The organism is Streptomyces sp. adm13(2018) (assembly GCF_008042145.1).
Classification (GTDB): domain Bacteria; phylum Actinomycetota; class Actinomycetes; order Streptomycetales; family Streptomycetaceae; genus Streptomyces.
Genome location: NZ_RDBH01000129.1, coordinates 1,332,200 through 1,347,790 on the forward strand (window position 1 = coordinate 1,332,200; position 15,591 = coordinate 1,347,790).

Sequence of the window (15,591 nt, forward strand, 5' to 3'; positions counted from 1 at the left end):
CCCTGCGGCGGGACACCCCCACCGGGACCGCCGTCTCCGGGACCGCCGTCTCCGGGACCACCGTCTCCGGGACCACCGTCTCCGGGACCACCGTCTCCGGGACCCCCGTCGCCGGGACCGTCGGGCTCGGGGTCCTCGTCCGGCTCCCGGTCCTGGCCCTTGAACTGCTCCAGGGTCTCGTCGAGCTTCTCCTCGTCGAGGCCGGGGGCGTCGAAGGGGGAGCGGCGGCGGCGGTGGGGGAGCGCGAGGAGCGCGGCCTGCCGCACGTCCTCGGAGTCCACCTCGGTGCGGCCGGCCCAGGCGGCGAGCGCGGTCGCGGCGCGGGCCATCACGATGTCGGCGCGCATGCCGTCCACCTCGAACGCGGCGCAGGTGGCGGCGATCTGGAGCAGGACGTCGTCGCCGAGCGTCACCCGGGGCAGCAGCTCCCGGGCGGCGACGATCCGCGCGCGCAGCTCGGTCTCGTCCGCGGCCCAGCGGTCGGCGAAGGCGGCGGGGTCGTCCTCGAAGGCCAGCCGACGGCGGACGACCTCGACGCGCTGCTGCGGTTCGCGGGAGGCGGCGACCTCGACGGTCAGCCCGAAGCGGTCGAGGAGCTGCGGCCGCAGCTCGCCCTCCTCGGGGTTCATGGTCCCGACGAGCAGGAAGCGGGCGGCGTGCCGTACGGAGACGCCCTCGCGCTCGACGTGGGAGGCGCCCATGGCGGCGGCGTCGAGGAGGTGGTCGATGAGGTGGTCGCTCAGCAGGTTGACCTCGTCGACGTAGAGGATCCCCCGGTGGGCGGCGGCGAGCAGGCCGGGCTCGAAGGCCTTGACGCCCTCGCTGAGCGCCTTCTCGATGTCGAGGGAGCCGACGAGCCGGTCCTCGGAGGCGCCGACGGGCAGTTCGACCATCCGGGCCGGCCGCTCGATGCCGGGCGCGGTCCCGTGCGGCCCGTCGGGGCAGCCGGGGTCGGGGGAGCCCGGGTCGCAGCTGAACCGGCAGCCCGCGACCACGGGCACGGCGGGCAGCAGCTCGGCCAGCGCGCGCACGGCGGTGGACTTGGCCGTCCCCTTCTCGCCGCGCACGAGCACCCCGCCGACGGCGGGGCTGACCGCGTTCAGCAGCAGGGCGAGCCGCAGGTCGTCCATGCCGACGACTGCGGTGAACGGATACCGGGTGCTCATCGGCCGGTCACTCCTTCGGATCGCTGATGTTCGGACGACGGCGTGGGACCGCCGGGAGGCGGGGCCGGGAACCCGCCCGCGGGTTCGGCGCCGGGGCGGCGGCCCGGGGCGCGGCTCACGGCGCGCCCGGGGGCACGAACGGAAGCCCCCGCGGCGGCCCCTCCTCGATCAGCCGCAGCAGCGCGTCCGTGTCCGCGTGCTCCTCGATCAGGTCCCCGAGCCGGTCGAGCTGCTCCTCGCGCAGGGCGCCGAAGGAGGTGTCGGGGGCGGGCACGAAGCGGCGGCCGGCCGCCGCGGCGACCTCCCGCAGGAACGCCCGCCGGAAGCCGTCGCTCTCCAGCGAGCCGTGCCAGTGGGTCCCCCAGACGGCGCCGACCCGGCACCCGTCCAGGAAGGGCTCGCCGCCCAGCACCTCGGCGACCCCGTGGTGGATCTCGTACCCCTCCACGGGCTCCCCGAGGGCCGAGCCCACCGGCCGGGCGAGGGTCTTCTCGCGGGCGAAGCGGACCCGCACCGGCAGCAGGCCGAGCCCGTCGACGGACCCGGCGCGGGACTCGACCTCGTCCTCGATGTGCTCGCCGAGCACCTGGAAGCCGCCGCAGACGCCGAGCACCGGACGGCCCTCGGCCGCCCGCCGGGCCAGGGCGTCGGCGAGGCCGCGCTCGCGCAGCCAGGCGAGGGCCCTGACGGTCCCGCGCGTCCCCGGCACCACGACCAGGTCCGCGTCGACGAGTTCCTCGGCCCGGTCCACGAACCGCACCACGACCCCCGGCTCCGCGGCCAGCGCGTCCACGTCGGTGAAGTTGGACATCAGCGGCACCGCGCAGACCGCCACCCGCAGCACGTCCTCGCCGACCGGCGGCGCGACGACGGACTCGCGCACCGCGCCCCGCAGCGAGACCCGGAGGCCGTCCTCCTCGTCGATGCCGAGACCGTGGGCGTACGGCAGGACGCCGAGGGTCCGCCGCCCGGTGAGCCCGAGCAGCATGTCGAGGCCCGGTTCCAGCAGGGTCACGTCACCGCGGAACTTGTTCACGAGGTAGCCCGCGACGAGCTCCTGGTCCTCGGGGGCGAGCAGCGCCGTCGTGCCGAAGAACTGGGCGAAGACCCCGCCCCGGTCGATGTCGCCGACCACCACGACGGGCAGCCGCGCCGCCCTGGCTATCCCCATGTTCACGATGTCGGTGCGCCGCAGGTTGATCTCGGCCGGGCTGCCCGCGCCCTCGCAGATCACCGCGTCGTACGTGCTCCGCAGCTCCTCCAGGCAGGCGAGGACCGGCTCGAACAGCTCCTTCTGCCGCCCTCCGTGGTAGCCGCGGGCGCTCAGCTCGCCGACCGGTCTGCCCATCAGGACGACCTGGCTCGACCGGTCGCTGCCGGGCTTGAGCAGCACGGGGTTCATCAGCGCCGTGGGCTCCACCCGCGCGGCCTGCGCCTGCATGGCCTGGGCGCGGCCGATCTCGGCGCCCTCCCGGGTGACGAAGGAGTTGAGGGACATGTTCTGCCCCTTGAACGGCGCCACCTTCAGGCCCTTGCGGACCAGCCAGCGGCAGATGCCGGCCGTCACGACGCTCTTGCCCGCGTCGGACGTGGTCCCGGCGACGAGCAGCCCCCCGCCCCTCATGCGTTCCTCCGCTTCCGGGCCGGCGCCGCCAGGGCGCCGGCGATCAGGCGGCCGCCGGCACAGGCGGCCAGGGTGAGTACGGTGACGCGCCGGGACAGGCGTACGGCCCGGTCGATGTCGGCCACCTCGACGTCCCGCCCCCCGCCGTTGAGCACCGGCCGGTGCTCGACCCGGCCGCCGTACGCCAGGGTGCCCCCGAGGCGTAGGCCGAGGGCGCCCGCGAAGGAGGCCTCGACGGGGCCCGCGTTGGGGCTGGGGTGCTTCGCCGCGTCGGCCCGCCAGGCGCGCAGCGCGCCGCGCGGGTCGCCGCCGGCGACGGTCGCCAGGGCGGCCGTCAGCCGGGCCCCGGGCCAGCCGGCCACGTCGTCGAGGCGGGCCGAGGCCCAGCCGAAGCGGCGGTGGCGGGGCGACCTGTGGCCGACCATCGCGTCGAGGGTGTTCACGGCGCGGAAGCCGACGAGACCCGGCACGCCCGCGACCGCGCCCCAGAAGAGGGCGCCGACCACGGCGTCGGAGGTGTTCTCGGCGACCGACTCCACCACCGCGCGGGCCATCGCGGCCCCGTCCAGGGCCTGCGGGTCGCGTCCGCAGAGGTGCGGCAGCCGCTCCCGCGCCACCTCCAGGTCCCCGGCGGCGAGCGCCCCGCCGATCGCGCGGGCCTCCCGCCCCAGGGTCGTACCGCCGACGACCGCCCACACGGAGGCGGCGGTCAGGGCGACGGCGGCGGCCGGCCGGTTCCGTACGGCCCGGGCGGCGAGCGCCCCGAGGGCGACGGTGGAGCCGGCGCAGACGGCGGTGTGCAGGGCGCCCCAGCCGCGGTGGTCGTGGTGGAGGCGGTCCTCGACCGCGGCGGCGGCCCGGCCGAACGCGGCGACGGGATGCCCGCGGCGGGGGTCGCCGAGGAGCAGGTCGACGGCGAGACCCGCGGCCGCGCCGAGGGCGAAGACGTCGGGGGAGCTGAGGCCGGTTCTGCTGCGGCCGGGCATGGCGCGTGTCCTCACTCAGGGTCCGCGCCCTGGATCGACGTGACCGGCGGCGAGAGTTCCTGACTCCCGGACCCCTCGGATCCGGTCACAGTGGCGGGACCGCGCCGGATTCGCACCGGACTTCCTCTGCTGCCGCCGTAATGGCCCCGGCAGTCCACCACGCCCCGAGAACACCCGTCAACTCACCCTTGACCTGCACCGGGTCACTGTGCGAAGCACCACAGACACGACGGCGGGGCGGTCCGCACCCGAAGGTGCGGACCGCCCCGCCGTCGTGTCTGTGGACCGTCAGACGACGATCAGGTAGATGCCGTACGCGACGGCCGCCGCGCACAGCGCGAAGCAGGCGTACGCCGCGGTACGGGCCAGAGCCGCGGAGCCTCCGCGGGCGGCGGCCTCCTCCTGCTTGGTGAGGCCGACGATGCCGAGGGTGAAGAGGCCCACGAGCGCGACGGTCGCCACGAGGCTGACTCCGAAGACGGAGCCGAGAGCTGCCCAGTCGATCTTCATGTCGTTCGTTCCTTAGACGGGCTTCGCCGCCCAGACCAGCGCCGCGACGGTCATCCTCGCCTCCTCGCACCTCGGCTTCTCCCTCTCCACCACCCAGTCCTGCTCGGGTGCCGTGATGGGCGCCGGCCTCGGCCGCAAGGGCGGCGTCGTCCGCGACGGCGGCGACGGAGCCGGCGGGCGGCGGCGGGGTGACGGCGGCCATGGCGGTGGTCACGACGCCGGCGGGCTCGTCGTCCAGGTCGTCGTCGGTGACGTTGTTGTGGTCGACCGGCTTGCGGCGCGAGAGCGACCAGATGACACCCGAGCCGGCGACCAGCAGGACCGCCACGGCGGCGATGCCCCAGGGGCCCTGCTTGGTGAGGAACTCGGCACCGGCGCCGACCAGCGCGGCGGCCGGCAGCGTCAGACCCCAGGCGACGAACATCCGGGTGGCGGTCGACCAGCGGACGACGCCGCCCTTGCGGCCGAGGCCGGCGCCCATCACGGCACCCGAGCAGGACTGGGTGGTGGAGAGGGAGAAGCCGAGGTGCGAGGAGGCGAGGATGACCGTCGCGGCGCTGGTCTGGGCGGCGAAGCCCTGCTGCGGCTGGAGGTCGGTGAGGCCCTTGCCCATGGTGCGGATGATGCGCCAGCCACCGAGGTAGGTGCCGAGGGCGATGGCGACACCGGCCGAGACGACGACCCACAGCGGGGGGTTCGAGCCGGGGGCGACGACACCCTGGGTGACCAGGGCCAGGGTGATGATGCCCATCGTCTTCTGGGCGTCGTTGGTGCCGTGCGCGAGGGAGACCAGACCGGCGGAGGCGATCTGCCCGGCCCGGTAGCCCTTGGCCGTGGACTTCGCCTCGGGGTTGGCCTTGATCTTGTACGTCAGCCTGGTGGCGGCCATCGCGGCGAGGCCGGCGACCAGCGGCGCGGCGACGGCCGGGATGAGGACCTTGGTGACGATGGTGGGGCCGTTCACCGCCGACCAGCCGGCCGACATGACCGCGGCACCGATGAGACCGCCGAAGAGGGCGTGGGAGGAGCTGGACGGCAGTCCGAGCAGCCAGGTCAGGAGGTTCCAGAGGATCGCGCCCACCAGGGCGGCGAAGATCACCTCTGTACGAATGCCCTCTTCGTTGATGATCCCGCCGGAGATCGTCTTGGCGACCTCCACGGACAGGAACGCGCCGACGAGGTTCAGCACGGCGGACATGGCCACCGCCGTCTTCGGCTTGAGAGCACCGGTCGAGATGGTCGTGGCCATCGCGTTCGCGGTGTCGTGGAAACCGTTCGTGAAATCGAACACGAGAGCTGTCACGACCACAATGGCGAGCAGCAGCGTGATGTGTTCCATTTACCCAGGCAATCGTTTGAGGTCAGTGGCGGGACGAACGTAAGCAACCTGGGTGAACGGAAGATGAACTGGGTCGGGCGTTGTGGTGTCCCGAACCGGCGTCCGTGGATTCCGCTTACGGCCCTCCGGCCACCGGTGTCCATGATGCGGTCACCCCGCGACCCCGGGTAATACCGGCCGACACCGGGCACGTACGACCTGTCCCCGTTCCGCCGCCCGCGCCCGGTTCCGCCCCCTGGACGGAACCATCCGACCGAGGGACCCCGCGGACGAGACGCAGGTCACCCTCCCGGGCGTCCCCGGAGCCCGGCACGGCCCCGGACCGCGAGCCCTCCGGCGGCCCTCCCGCGCCCTCCCGGACCGGGCCGACCGGATCCCCCCGGGTCCCACCGGTGGCAGACCGCCCCCGTCCTGCCGAGACTGGGAACGTGCGCCCGGCTACAGCGACGGCAGCGGCCGTCACCACCCTGATCGGTGTCGGCGCGGTCGCGTTCGCGGCCGGCCGGTACGCCAGCGACGCCGCCCTCAGGGCGCCGTCCGTACGTCCCCTGCCCGGGGACCCCAAACTCACCGTGCACGCCACGGGACCCGACCGGATCACTCTCACCCGCAGCCTCGCCTCGCTGCGACCCGGCACCTACGGCCTGGAGGGGCACGGCCAGCACGCCGTCACCGGCCCCGTCCTCGACCGGGTCCCGCACACCGCGGACACCGTCGTCCGGCGCCTCGAACGCGTCGAGCGCGGCGTCCTCGGCCCCGGCTCCCGCGTCCGCCTCACCCCCCGGCTGCACATCGGGACGCCGACCACCGCCCTCGGACTCGCCCACGAGGACGCCGAGATCCCCGGCGAACTCGGCCCCCTGCCGGCCTGGCTGGTCGCCGCGCCCCGCACCCTCTGGGTGATCGCCCTGCACGGCCTCGGCGCCACCCGCGAGCACCCGCTGAACGTCGTCCCGTTCTACAACCGGCGCCACGTCCCCGTCCTCGTCCCCGCCTACCGCGGCGACGAGGGAGCCCCCGCCTCCCCCGACGGCCTCGCCCACCTCGGCGACTCCGAATGGCGCGACGTCGACGCCGCGATCCGCTACGCCGTCCACCGGGGTGCCGCGAAGGTCGTCCTGCACGGCTGGGGGACCGGCGCCTCCATGGCCCTGCGCGCCGCCGCCGAATCGGGGGTGCGCGACCGGATCGCCGGCCTCGTCCTCGACTCGCCCGTCCTGGACTGGGAGACGACCCTCCGCAACCTCGCCGCGGCCCGCCACGTGCCCGCCCCCCTGCTCCCGCTCGCCGTCCGGGCCGCCCAGGGCAGGACCGGACCCCACGGCGACCTCCTCGCAACCGTCTCCGCGCCCGGCGCGCTGCGGGTCCCCGTGCTCCTCGCCCACGGCCCCGACGACACCATCGCCCCCTGGGAGCCCTCCGTCGAACTCGCCGCCCGCCGCCCCGATCTGGTCACCCTCCTGACCGTCCGGCACGCCCCGCACACGGCCATGTGGAACGCCGACCCGGTCCGTTACGAGGAGGCCCTGCGCCGCTTCCTCACCCCGCTCCTCTAGGCGGCGCGCGACGCGCCGGGGACGGCGCGTCCGATTCCGATTGGGCTTTCGGGCCGTCAGCGGGAAGACTGCCCCCGTGACGTCTCGAAAGCCCGATGGCAACTCCAGACTCCGACTCGTCCGCCCACGGGCGCTGGCCACCGCCCGACGGGCCGTGACGACCCGGCGCACCCGGCCGGCGCCGCGGCCGCCCGAGGGCACCCCGCCCCGCGCCGAGCTGGCCCGCCAGGCCCGGCACGTCCTCGCCGACGCGGTACGGATCGCCCGCTGGGCCGCCGTCGAGCGCGGCGCCGTCGCCGCCCCCAGCGGCCCCTCGGCCGCCCCCGCGCAGAAACGGGCCGCCGCCGCGCTGAACCTGACACCCGGCCAGGTCAGGGCGGGCTGGGACCGCGCCCGGCTCGCCGGCCTCGTCGAGCTCCACGGCGACACCGCCCGCCCCGGCTGGCGGCTGCACGCCTGGGACCGCGACGACTCCGCCGTGCTGCGCGGCTGGGTCGCCCTCTTCGACGCCTGGTCGCTGGTGCACCCGGCCCCCGAGGGCGTCGAGCCGAGCGCCGTCGCCGAGGTCGTCGAGGCCCTCCCGCAGGTCCTCTCGCTGCTCCAGCTCTCCCAGGGCCCGGTCCTCGTCCCCGCCCTCCTCGACCTGCTCGGCCAGCGCGTCGAGGAGCTGCGCGGCGAGCGCTGCGAGGTCCCGGGAGCCGAACAGGCCCCCGGCACCCCCGCCGCCGCGAGCGGCTCCGGCACCGACGGGCTCCCCGCCCTGCTCGACTGGGCGCTCGAAGGCCTGGCGGCCGTCGGCGCGCTCACCCTGGACACCGGCGCGGAGGGCTCCCACGCCACCCTGACCCCCCTCGGCAACTGGGCGGTCTGGGTCAAACTGGAGCAGATCTGCGTCGCCGCGCAGAGCCCCGCCGGGAACATCGAGCAGTCCGCCGGGGACATGCTCCGCGGCTGCGCCCGCCTCACCCCCGGCCCGGCCCGCGCCGAGTACCGCGCCTGGCTCGCGGCCCGCACCCTCTCCAGCGCGGTGACCGAACTCCTCGCCGTCGCCCGCGGCGAGGACGCGCTGCTGCGCGGGCTCGCCTTCGAAGCCCTCCGGGTCGTCGGCGCCCCCGCGGAGGCCGAGGTGCGGGCCACCGTCGCCGAGCCCTCCCTGCGGCCGTACGCGCTGCTCTGGCTCGCCGAGTACGAGGGGGCCGACCCCGACGACGCCCAGGACGTCCTCACCCGCGAGGAGTCCACCTGGCTCTGGGTGGACACGGCCGCCGCCGTCGCCGACCACGGCGAGACCGAGCTGCTCGTCCGGCACCTCGACTCCGCCGTGCAGGGCACCGTCCCGGCGCTCCTCGACGAGATCCGGGCCGTCGGGCACCCCCGTACCGTCCAGGTCCTGGTCGCCCTCGCGGCGGCCCACCCGGACCCCGCCCTCGCCAAGGCCGTCCGCCGGGCCGCCTTCCAGGTCCACACCGGGGGGGTCTGACGCTCCCCCGGGAAACCGGGCGGTCGTCGGGACCGGTGGCCCGCCCGACAGCACCCCGGCGCGGCTACTCCGCGGCGCCGGGGGTGTACGTCCCGAAGCTCCAGATGTTGCCCTCGCCGTCGCGCGCCATGTAGTCCCGCGAGCCGTAGTCCTGGTCCTTGGGCGGCATGACGATCTCGACGCCGTGGGCCACCGCGCGCGCGTGGTGGTCGTCGACGTCGGCCACGTGCACGAAGACGCCGACCGGACCGGCGTCGGCCATGAGTGTGTCGAACTCGCTGCCGGTGCCCTTGCTGCCCAGCATGACCATGCCGTTCCCGTACGACAGCTCGGCGTGCGCCACGCGCCCGTCCTCCGTCTCGTACACGGCGTCCGCCCGGAAGCCGAAGCCCTCCGTGAGCAGGGTGATGGCCGCCTTCGCGTCCTGGTAGGACAGGGTGGGACAGATGTGGGGTGCCTCGGGCATCCCGATCACTTCCTCTCGGTCCGGTTCGGTCCGGTTCGGTCCGGGCGCGGACGACCGGGGTCCGGGTCCGCGGGTTCCGCCGACGGTCAGCGGAAGGTGTTGCACCGGGCCATGTCGCCGGTCCGGTAGCCCTCGTAGAACCACTGCTGGCGCTGGGCCGCCGAGCCGTGGGTCCAGTTCTCCGGGGTCACCCGGCCCTGGAACCGCTCCTGGATCCGGTCGTCGCCCACCGCCGCGGCCGCGGCCAGGCCGTCCCGGATGTCCTCGTCCGTCAGCCGGGTCAGCAGCGGCCGGCCCGTGCGGTCGTCGGGCGTGGTCGTCGCGTGCCGGGCCCACACGCCCGCGTAGCAGTCGGCCTGGAGCTCGACCCGCACGGCGTTGGAATCCGCCCCGGTCCGCCCGTCCTGGGCGCGGCTGAGGGTCCCCATCAGGTTCTGGATGTGGTGGCCGTACTCGTGCGCGACCACATAGGCCTGGGCGAAGGGTCCGCCGGTCGAGCCGAACTTGGTCCGCAGCTCGTCGAAGAAGCCCAGGTCCAGGTAGACCTGGCGGTCGCCGGGGCAGTAGAACGGCCCCACCGCCGAGGTCGCCGAGCCGCAGGCGGTCGGGACCCGCTGGCTGAACATCACCGTGGCGGCGTTCCCGTAGGTGCCGCCGCGGCGCGCGTACTCGCTCCGCCAGAAGTCCTGGACGCTGTTGACGACGGCGACGGTGCGGCAGTCCTCGCGGGTGTTGGCGTCCGCGCCCTTCTTGCAGGTCTGCGTCACCCGGGCCGCCGAGGAGGCGCTGGCCGCCGGCTCCTCGCCGCCCGAGGAGAGACCGAGCTGGTCCGGTCCCACGCCGAGGAACAGGCCCAGGATCAGGGCGATGAAGCCGATGATGCCGCCGCCGACGGTGGCCCTCCCGCCGGGGATGCGGCTGGTCCGGACGTCCTTGACCTCCGAGGTGTCCAGATCGGCGTCGTCGTCGAACTGCACGGTCCACCGCCCTCCGCGTCACTGCCGCGGCAGTGGCCGCCGCCCTGCGCCGAGTATCGGTCGATCTTCCGCCGACCGCCCCTTTTGTTCAGCAAGGCCGGTTATGTGAGAAAGCTCCGGCCGGGGCTCCGGGGCCCGCATGGCCGAAAAGCAGTTGCAGGGGCCCGTTAGACTGGCCGCATGGCCATTCTCCCCGTGCACTAGCGGCGTCGAAGCCCTCCATCAGCCGTCCTTCCGCCGTTTCCCACCGCCCTGGAGTCTGTCCGTGATCACCGCTTCCGGCATCGAGCTGCGCGCCGGCGCCCGTGTCCTCATCGAGTCCGCTTCCTTCCGTGTCGCCAAGGGTGACCGCATCGGCCTCGTCGGTCGCAACGGGGCGGGCAAGACCACCCTCACCAAGTGCCTCGCGGGCGAGGGCCAGCCCGCCGCCGGCCAGATCGCCCGCTCGGGCGAGGTCGGCTACCTGCCGCAGGACCCGCGCACCGGCGACCTCGACGTCCTGGCCCGCGACCGCATCCTCTCCGCCCGCGGCCTCGACGTCCTCCTCAAGAAGATGCGGATGAACGAGGAGCGCATCGCCACCGGCGCCGGCGCCACCCGCGACAAGGCGATGCGGCAGTACGAGCGCCAGGAGACCGAGTTCCTGACCAAGGGCGGATACGCCGCCGAGGCCGAGGCCGCCACGATCGCCGCCGCCCTCGGCCTGCCCGACCGGGTCCTGGGCCAGCCCCTGCACACCCTCTCCGGTGGCCAGCGCCGCCGCGTCGAGCTCGCCAGGATCCTCTTCTCGGACGCCGACACGCTCCTCCTCGACGAGCCGACCAACCACCTCGACGCCGACTCCATCGTCTGGCTCCGCGACTACCTGAAGAGCTACCGCGGCGGCTTCATCGTGATCTCCCATGACGTCGACCTCGTCGAGACCGTGGTGAACAAGGTCTTCTACCTGGACGCCAACCGCTCGACGATCGACGTCTACAACATGGGCTGGAAGCTCTACCAGCAGCAGCGCGAGGCCGACGAGAAGCGCCGCAAGCGCGAGCGCCAGAACGCCGAGAAGAAGGCCGCCGCCCTCAACTCGCAGGCCGACAAGATGCGTGCCAAGGCCACCAAGACCGTCGCCGCGCAGAACATGGCCAAGCGCGCCGAGCGGCTCCTCTCCGGCCTGGAGGCGGTCCGCGCCTCGGACAAGGTCGCCAAGCTCCGCTTCCCGGACCCCGCGCCCTGCGGCAAGACCCCGCTGACGGCCGAGGGGCTCTCCAAGTCCTACGGTTCGCTCGAAATCTTCACCGATGTGGATCTCGCGATCGACAAGGGCTCCCGCGTGGTCATCCTCGGCCTCAACGGCGCGGGCAAGACCACCCTGCTCCGGCTGCTCGCCGGCGCCGAGAAGCCCGACACCGGAGAGGTGACCCCGGGGCACGGCCTCAAGCTCGGCTACTACGCCCAGGAGCACGAGACCCTCGACCCCGAGCGGAGCGTCCTGGAGAACATGCGCTCGGCCGCGCCGGACCTCGACCTCGTCCAGGTCCGCAAGACGCTCGGCTCGTTCCTCTTCTCGGGCGACGACGTCGACAAGCCGGCCGGGGTGCTCTCCGGCGGCGAGAAGACCCGGCTGGCCCTGGCCACCCTGGTCGTCTCCTCGGCGAACGTGCTGCTCCTCGACGAGCCCACCAACAACCTGGACCCGGCCAGCCGCGAAGAGATCCTCGGGGCCCTGCGCACCTACCAGGGCGCCGTCGTCCTCGTCACCCACGACGAGGGCGCGGTCGACGCGCTGGAGCCGGAGCGGATCATCCTGCTCCCGGACGGCGTCGAGGACCTCTGGGGCCCGGACTACGCGGACCTGGTCGCGCTCGCCTGACCCGGGAGCGCCCCGGGTGATCATGCCCGGCTGGATCATTCGGCCCACGGGTGATCCTTCATCTGAGTGAGTGCGTCTCGTACCTCCGGCGCGGTGCTCTGCCGAATCCTTCCGGCAGACCCGCGCCGCACATGTGTTCCCGCTGCGTCGCTGACCTGCCGATTCCCGGGCCGGGGCCCGTGGGTGCCGGTTTCCGGCCCACCGGAATCAGTGCTTCCGTTCGTGACGGACAGCCGCTCGTCCACAAACCCGGCGGCACCGACCTTGTCGAATGGGTGGCCAGGACGGACGGGAGGGGTGATCATGAGAAGTCCAGAGCGCACTTCCCATGAGGAGGCACGGGTGGCCGAGACTCTGAAGAAGGGCAGCCGGGTGACCGGCGCCGCGCGCGACAAGCTCGCGGCAGACCTGAAGAAGAAGTACGACTCCGGTGCGAGTATCCGGGCGCTGGCCGAGGAAACGGGCCGCTCCTACGGATTCGTCCACCGGATGCTCAGCGAGTCCGGAGTCACGCTGCGTGGACGCGGCGGAGCGACCCGGGGCAAGAAAGCCGCCTCGGCCTGACAGCGGGACGCCTCGACCGGCCACCGGATCCTCCGGTGGCCACCCGGTCGGCCCTCGCGCCGGCCCGGTGGTTACTGTGCAGTCACTTGGCATTCGCATGCAGTGTGCTGCACCGTAACCGGAGGCGCCCCATGACTACGCTCGACGACTCTAAGCTCGTACTCGACAAGGACGGTGTTCGGCTCACCGTCGAGGACGCCGTTGCCACGGTGACCCTGACCAATCCGGCGAAGCGCAACGCTCAGTCTCCCGCTCTGTGGCGGGCGTTGACAGAAGCCGGCCGGTCGTTGCCCGGCAGCGTGCGGGTCGTCGTCCTGCGCGGCGAGGGACAGTCCTTCTCCGCCGGACTCGACCGGCAGGCGTTCACGCCCGAGGGCTTCGACGGAGAGCCGTCCTTCCTCGACCTCGCGCGCGGTTCCGACGCGGACCTCGACGCGGTCATCGCCGAGTACCAGGATGCGTTCACCTGGTGGCGCCGCAGCGACCTCGTGTCGATCGCGGCCGTCCAGGGCCACGCCATCGGCGCGGGCTTCCAGCTCTCCCTCGCCTGCGACCTGCGGGTCGTCGCCGAGGACGTGCAGTTCGCCATGCGCGAGACCAGCCTGGGCCTCGTCCCGGACCTGACCGGGACGCACCCCCTGGTCTCGCTCGTCGGCTACGCCCGCGCGCTGGAGATCTGCGCCACCGGCCGCTTCGTCCACGCGGACGAGGCCGAGCGCATCGGCCTCGCCAACCTGTCCGTGCCCGCCGGCGAGCTCGACGCGGCCGTACGGGACCTGGCCGCCGCCCTGCTCGCGGCGCCCCGCGACGCGGTCACCGAGACCAAGGCGCTGCTCCAGGGCGTCTCCGGCCGCTCGTACGAGGAGCAGCGCGTCGCCGAGCGCGCCGCCCAGGCCCGCCGCCTGCGCGACCTGGCCGGCCTCGGCGACTGACGCGTGCCCGTGTGTCCCCGGGCCTGGTGATCCCCGGGTACCCGTTCTGCGGGCGGCCCCGGGGTTTCCGCGCGCCCGCACGGTCCGGGTGCCCGTACAGTCCGGGCCGTTGCACGTCCCGCGCGCCAACCCGCCCGCTCCGGGTGCCCGCACCCACGTCCCGCGTGCCCGCCGGCCCGGCTCTCACCCGATCGGCGGTACGCGGCCCCGGAACTCCGTCCCGGCGATCGGCGGCCGGGGATCCGGCTCGCCCCGCGCCCGGCCTAGCGCAGGTCCGACACCACGACGGCGACCGCGACCCCCTCCTCCGGGACGGCCGCGGCCACCGCCGTCCGTACCGCGCGGGCCACGTCCAGCGGGCGGGAACCCGCCGTCACGGCCAGTTCCACCCGGACCTCCTCGGGTCTCCGGCGCACCGGCGGGCCCAGGGTGTCCGTCACCGCCGCGACCCCCGGCACCCCGAGGGCGGCGAGCGCCACGGGGTCGTCCGTGGCCGGTGAGGTGGGGCCGGGCGCCGGGGTGGCTCCGGCGCCCGGCTCCGGCGGCGTGTCGAGGAGTTCCGTCACCCGGAGGTCCACTCCGGCGACCACGAGGCCGAGCCCGTCCTCGGCGGCGGCGAGCAGGGCCGTCCGCAGCTCCCCGGCCAGGTCCGGCAGGGCCCGCCCCGCGACCGCGCCGAGCGGCGCCGTGATCAGCACGGCGCCCGCTTCCGGGCCGGACTCCTCCGCCGGGCCGATCCGCATCCTGCCCGGCACGGCGCCCGGCACCGCCGAGGCCGCCCGGTCAAGCGCCTCGCGCACCGCCCGCTCGGTGATCCAAGCCCGCTCCGCCGCCGCTCCGAGCGGCAGCAGCCTGCCCGGAGAGAGGCGATTCCGTACCGCCGCCGTCCAACCGTCAGCTGTCGTCATTACCCCAGCCTGCCGTATCCCCGGGGCGGAAGCGGGTAAGCGCCCTTAATGTGGGCGAAGAACCCCGCAATATCCCAGAAGGGGCGAAACCAAATGACGGACACCACCCATTCCACCGACTCCGGCGACGAAGCGCGCCGGACCTCGGTCAGCAAGCGGGGCGGCGGCGCTCCCGCCTCCCGCGGCCGCACCACCATCGCCGACGGAGTGGTCGAGAAGATCGCCGGCCTCGCCGCCCGGGACGTCGAAGGCGTCCACGCGATGGGCAGCGGCCTCTCCCGCACCTTCGGCGCCGTACGCGACCGCGTGCCCGGCGGAGGCAGCAGCAAGTCGAACGTCACCCGAGGGGTGAAGGCCGAGGTCGGCGAGGTGCAGACCGCGCTCGACCTGGAGATCGTCGTCGACTACGGCGTCTCCATCGCGGACGTCGCCGGCGACGTCCGGGAGAACGTCATCGCGGCGGTGGAGCGGATGACCGGCCTGGAGGTCGTCGAGGTCAACATCGCGGTCAGCGACGTGAAGCTGCCCGACGAGGAAGAGGACGAGCCCGAATCCCGGCTCCAGTAGCCGCTGACGGCTGTGCACAGGGGCTCAGGAGGACTCAGAAAGGGGTCAGGAATGAGCATGGCGGTGGTAGGCCTGGTGGCCGGCATGGCCCTCGGCTTCGCCGGATACTTCGGCGGCTTCGGGGCGTTTCTGCTGGTCGCGGCTCTGGGGGCGGTCGGCTTCGTGGCGGGCCGCTTCCTCGACGGCGACCTCGAACCCGGCGACTTCTTCCGGGGCCGCGAACGCGGCGGGCGGCCGCGGTGACGGCGGTGGCAGCCCGTCCCGGACCCCGCGGCCCGGTCCGCGAGCGGGGGGCGACCAGAATCGCGGACCGGGTCGTCGCGAAGATCGCCGCGCAGGCGGCGAGGGAGGCCGCGGGCCCCGTTCCGGAGGGCGGATCCAAGCCGCACGCCTCGGTCGACGTCCACCGGGACGTCGTCCGGGTCGCCGTGAGCCTCGAACTCGGCTATCCCGCCGACATCGGGGCCCGCTGCGGGGCCGTCCGCGGCCGGGTCCGCAGCCGTGTCGAGGAGTTGGTGGGCATGGAGGTCCACGAGGTCACCGTCGACGTCGAACGCCTCCACTCCGCCCTCACCCGTCAGGGAGCGTCGAGGGGCCGCCTGTCATGACGACTCCCACCTCCGGCCCGGGCACCCCCGCCCCCGGCCACGAC

Annotated in this window: 15 protein-coding genes, 2 pseudogenes and 1 riboswitch; of the genes and pseudogenes, 9 read left to right on the top strand and 8 right to left on the bottom strand. The window is 74.2% G+C overall.

Annotated features, from left to right (window positions below):
* From EAO70_RS22780 to EAO70_RS22795, 4 genes are all read right to left on the bottom strand, one after another.
* Nucleotides 1–1,166: ATP-binding protein (locus EAO70_RS22780; protein WP_261992989.1), on the bottom strand; the 1,166-nt coding region annotated here is incomplete at its 3' end.
* Nucleotides 1,167–1,281: 115 nt separating this feature from the next.
* Entirely contained in the window at nucleotides 1,282–2,790 is a 1,509-nt protein-coding gene (locus EAO70_RS22785) for a cobyric acid synthase (RefSeq protein ID WP_148004659.1), read from the bottom strand.
* Nucleotides 2,787–3,776: a cobalamin biosynthesis protein gene (locus EAO70_RS22790; protein ID WP_148004660.1), complete on the bottom strand. Its 990-nt coding sequence runs from the start codon at nucleotides 3,774–3,776 to the stop codon at nucleotides 2,787–2,789. Before EAO70_RS22790 ends, EAO70_RS22785 begins: the two co-directional genes overlap by 4 nt.
* A 30-nt stretch (nucleotides 3,777–3,806) precedes the next feature.
* A riboswitch (cobalamin riboswitch) is annotated at nucleotides 3,807–3,950 on the bottom strand.
* A 114-nt stretch (nucleotides 3,951–4,064) separates the two neighbouring features.
* Nucleotides 4,065–4,286, bottom strand: a complete 222-nt coding sequence (locus EAO70_RS22795) for a hypothetical protein (protein WP_073917272.1) — start codon at nucleotides 4,284–4,286, stop codon at nucleotides 4,065–4,067.
* Nucleotides 4,287–4,305: 19 nt separating this feature from the next.
* Here EAO70_RS22795 and EAO70_RS22800 point away from each other — a divergent pair.
* Nucleotides 4,306–4,440 (top strand): annotated as a pseudogene (locus tag EAO70_RS22800) (inorganic phosphate transporter); the annotation flags it as partial.
* Here EAO70_RS22800 and EAO70_RS22805 read toward each other — a convergent pair.
* Nucleotides 4,411–5,625: pseudogene (locus tag EAO70_RS22805) on the bottom strand (inorganic phosphate transporter); the annotation flags it as partial. The pseudogenes EAO70_RS22800 and EAO70_RS22805 sit on opposite strands and share 30 nt — an antisense overlap.
* Nucleotides 5,626–6,053: 428 nt before the next feature.
* Between EAO70_RS22805 and EAO70_RS22810 the strand changes: the two are divergent.
* Both EAO70_RS22810 and EAO70_RS22815 read left to right on the top strand, forming a co-directional pair.
* On the top strand, nucleotides 6,054–7,181 hold the full coding sequence (locus EAO70_RS22810; RefSeq protein WP_148004661.1) for an alpha/beta hydrolase: 1,128 nt from the start codon (nucleotides 6,054–6,056) through the stop codon (nucleotides 7,179–7,181).
* 76 nt (nucleotides 7,182–7,257) lie between these two features.
* Nucleotides 7,258–8,661, top strand: coding sequence for a hypothetical protein (locus EAO70_RS22815; RefSeq protein ID WP_148004662.1), 1,404 nt, complete (start codon nucleotides 7,258–7,260; stop codon nucleotides 8,659–8,661).
* A 64-nt stretch (nucleotides 8,662–8,725) separates the two neighbouring features.
* Here EAO70_RS22815 and EAO70_RS22820 read toward each other — a convergent pair whose 3' ends face one another.
* Both EAO70_RS22820 and EAO70_RS22825 read right to left on the bottom strand, forming a co-directional pair.
* On the bottom strand, nucleotides 8,726–9,127 hold the full coding sequence (locus EAO70_RS22820) for a VOC family protein (protein ID WP_148004663.1): 402 nt from the start codon (nucleotides 9,125–9,127) through the stop codon (nucleotides 8,726–8,728).
* Nucleotides 9,128–9,213: 86 nt separating this feature from the next.
* A complete protein-coding gene (locus EAO70_RS22825) occupies nucleotides 9,214–10,104 on the bottom strand; it encodes a neutral zinc metallopeptidase (RefSeq protein ID WP_148004664.1) in 891 nt (296 codons plus the stop codon).
* Between the two features lie 265 nt (nucleotides 10,105–10,369).
* On the opposite strand from EAO70_RS22825, the gene EAO70_RS22830 reads away from it, so the two are divergent.
* The 3 genes from EAO70_RS22830 to EAO70_RS22840 all read left to right on the top strand — a co-directional run bounded on the left by EAO70_RS22830 (nucleotide 10,370) and on the right by EAO70_RS22840 (nucleotide 13,464).
* The gene (locus tag EAO70_RS22830; RefSeq protein ID WP_148004665.1) at nucleotides 10,370–11,968 is read left to right on the top strand and encodes an ABC-F family ATP-binding cassette domain-containing protein; all 1,599 of its coding nucleotides are present in this window, start codon (nucleotides 10,370–10,372) and stop codon (nucleotides 11,966–11,968) included.
* Nucleotides 11,969–12,310: 342 nt separating this feature from the next.
* Entirely contained in the window at nucleotides 12,311–12,532 is a 222-nt protein-coding gene (locus tag EAO70_RS22835; protein ID WP_006123601.1) for a helix-turn-helix domain-containing protein, read from the top strand.
* A 131-nt stretch (nucleotides 12,533–12,663) separates the two neighbouring features.
* Nucleotides 12,664–13,464 carry an enoyl-CoA hydratase/isomerase family protein gene (locus EAO70_RS22840; protein ID WP_148004666.1) on the top strand — a complete coding sequence of 267 codons (801 nt, stop codon included), beginning with the start codon at nucleotides 12,664–12,666 and terminating at the stop codon, nucleotides 13,462–13,464.
* Nucleotides 13,465–13,727: 263 nt separating this feature from the next.
* On the opposite strand, the gene EAO70_RS22845 is transcribed toward EAO70_RS22840, so the two are convergent.
* Nucleotides 13,728–14,372 carry a hypothetical protein gene (locus EAO70_RS22845; RefSeq protein WP_148004667.1) on the bottom strand — a complete coding sequence of 215 codons (645 nt, stop codon included), beginning with the start codon at nucleotides 14,370–14,372 and terminating at the stop codon, nucleotides 13,728–13,730.
* Nucleotides 14,373–14,465: 93 nt separating this feature from the next.
* On the opposite strand from EAO70_RS22845, the gene EAO70_RS22850 reads away from it, so the two are divergent.
* Genes EAO70_RS22850 through EAO70_RS22860 form a run of 3 tightly spaced genes read left to right on the top strand, consistent with a single transcriptional unit; the run spans nucleotide 14,466 to nucleotide 15,547 of the window.
* Nucleotides 14,466–14,939 carry an Asp23/Gls24 family envelope stress response protein gene (locus EAO70_RS22850; RefSeq protein WP_148004668.1) on the top strand — a complete coding sequence of 158 codons (474 nt, stop codon included), beginning with the start codon at nucleotides 14,466–14,468 and terminating at the stop codon, nucleotides 14,937–14,939.
* Nucleotides 14,940–14,990: 51 nt separating this feature from the next.
* On the top strand, nucleotides 14,991–15,182 hold the full coding sequence (locus tag EAO70_RS22855; protein WP_148004669.1) for a hypothetical protein: 192 nt from the start codon (nucleotides 14,991–14,993) through the stop codon (nucleotides 15,180–15,182).
* On the top strand, nucleotides 15,179–15,547 hold the full coding sequence (locus tag EAO70_RS22860; RefSeq protein ID WP_383430361.1) for an Asp23/Gls24 family envelope stress response protein: 369 nt from the start codon (nucleotides 15,179–15,181) through the stop codon (nucleotides 15,545–15,547). The genes EAO70_RS22855 and EAO70_RS22860 overlap by 4 nt, the downstream gene beginning before the upstream one ends.
* Nucleotides 15,548–15,591: the final 44 nt, after the last annotated feature.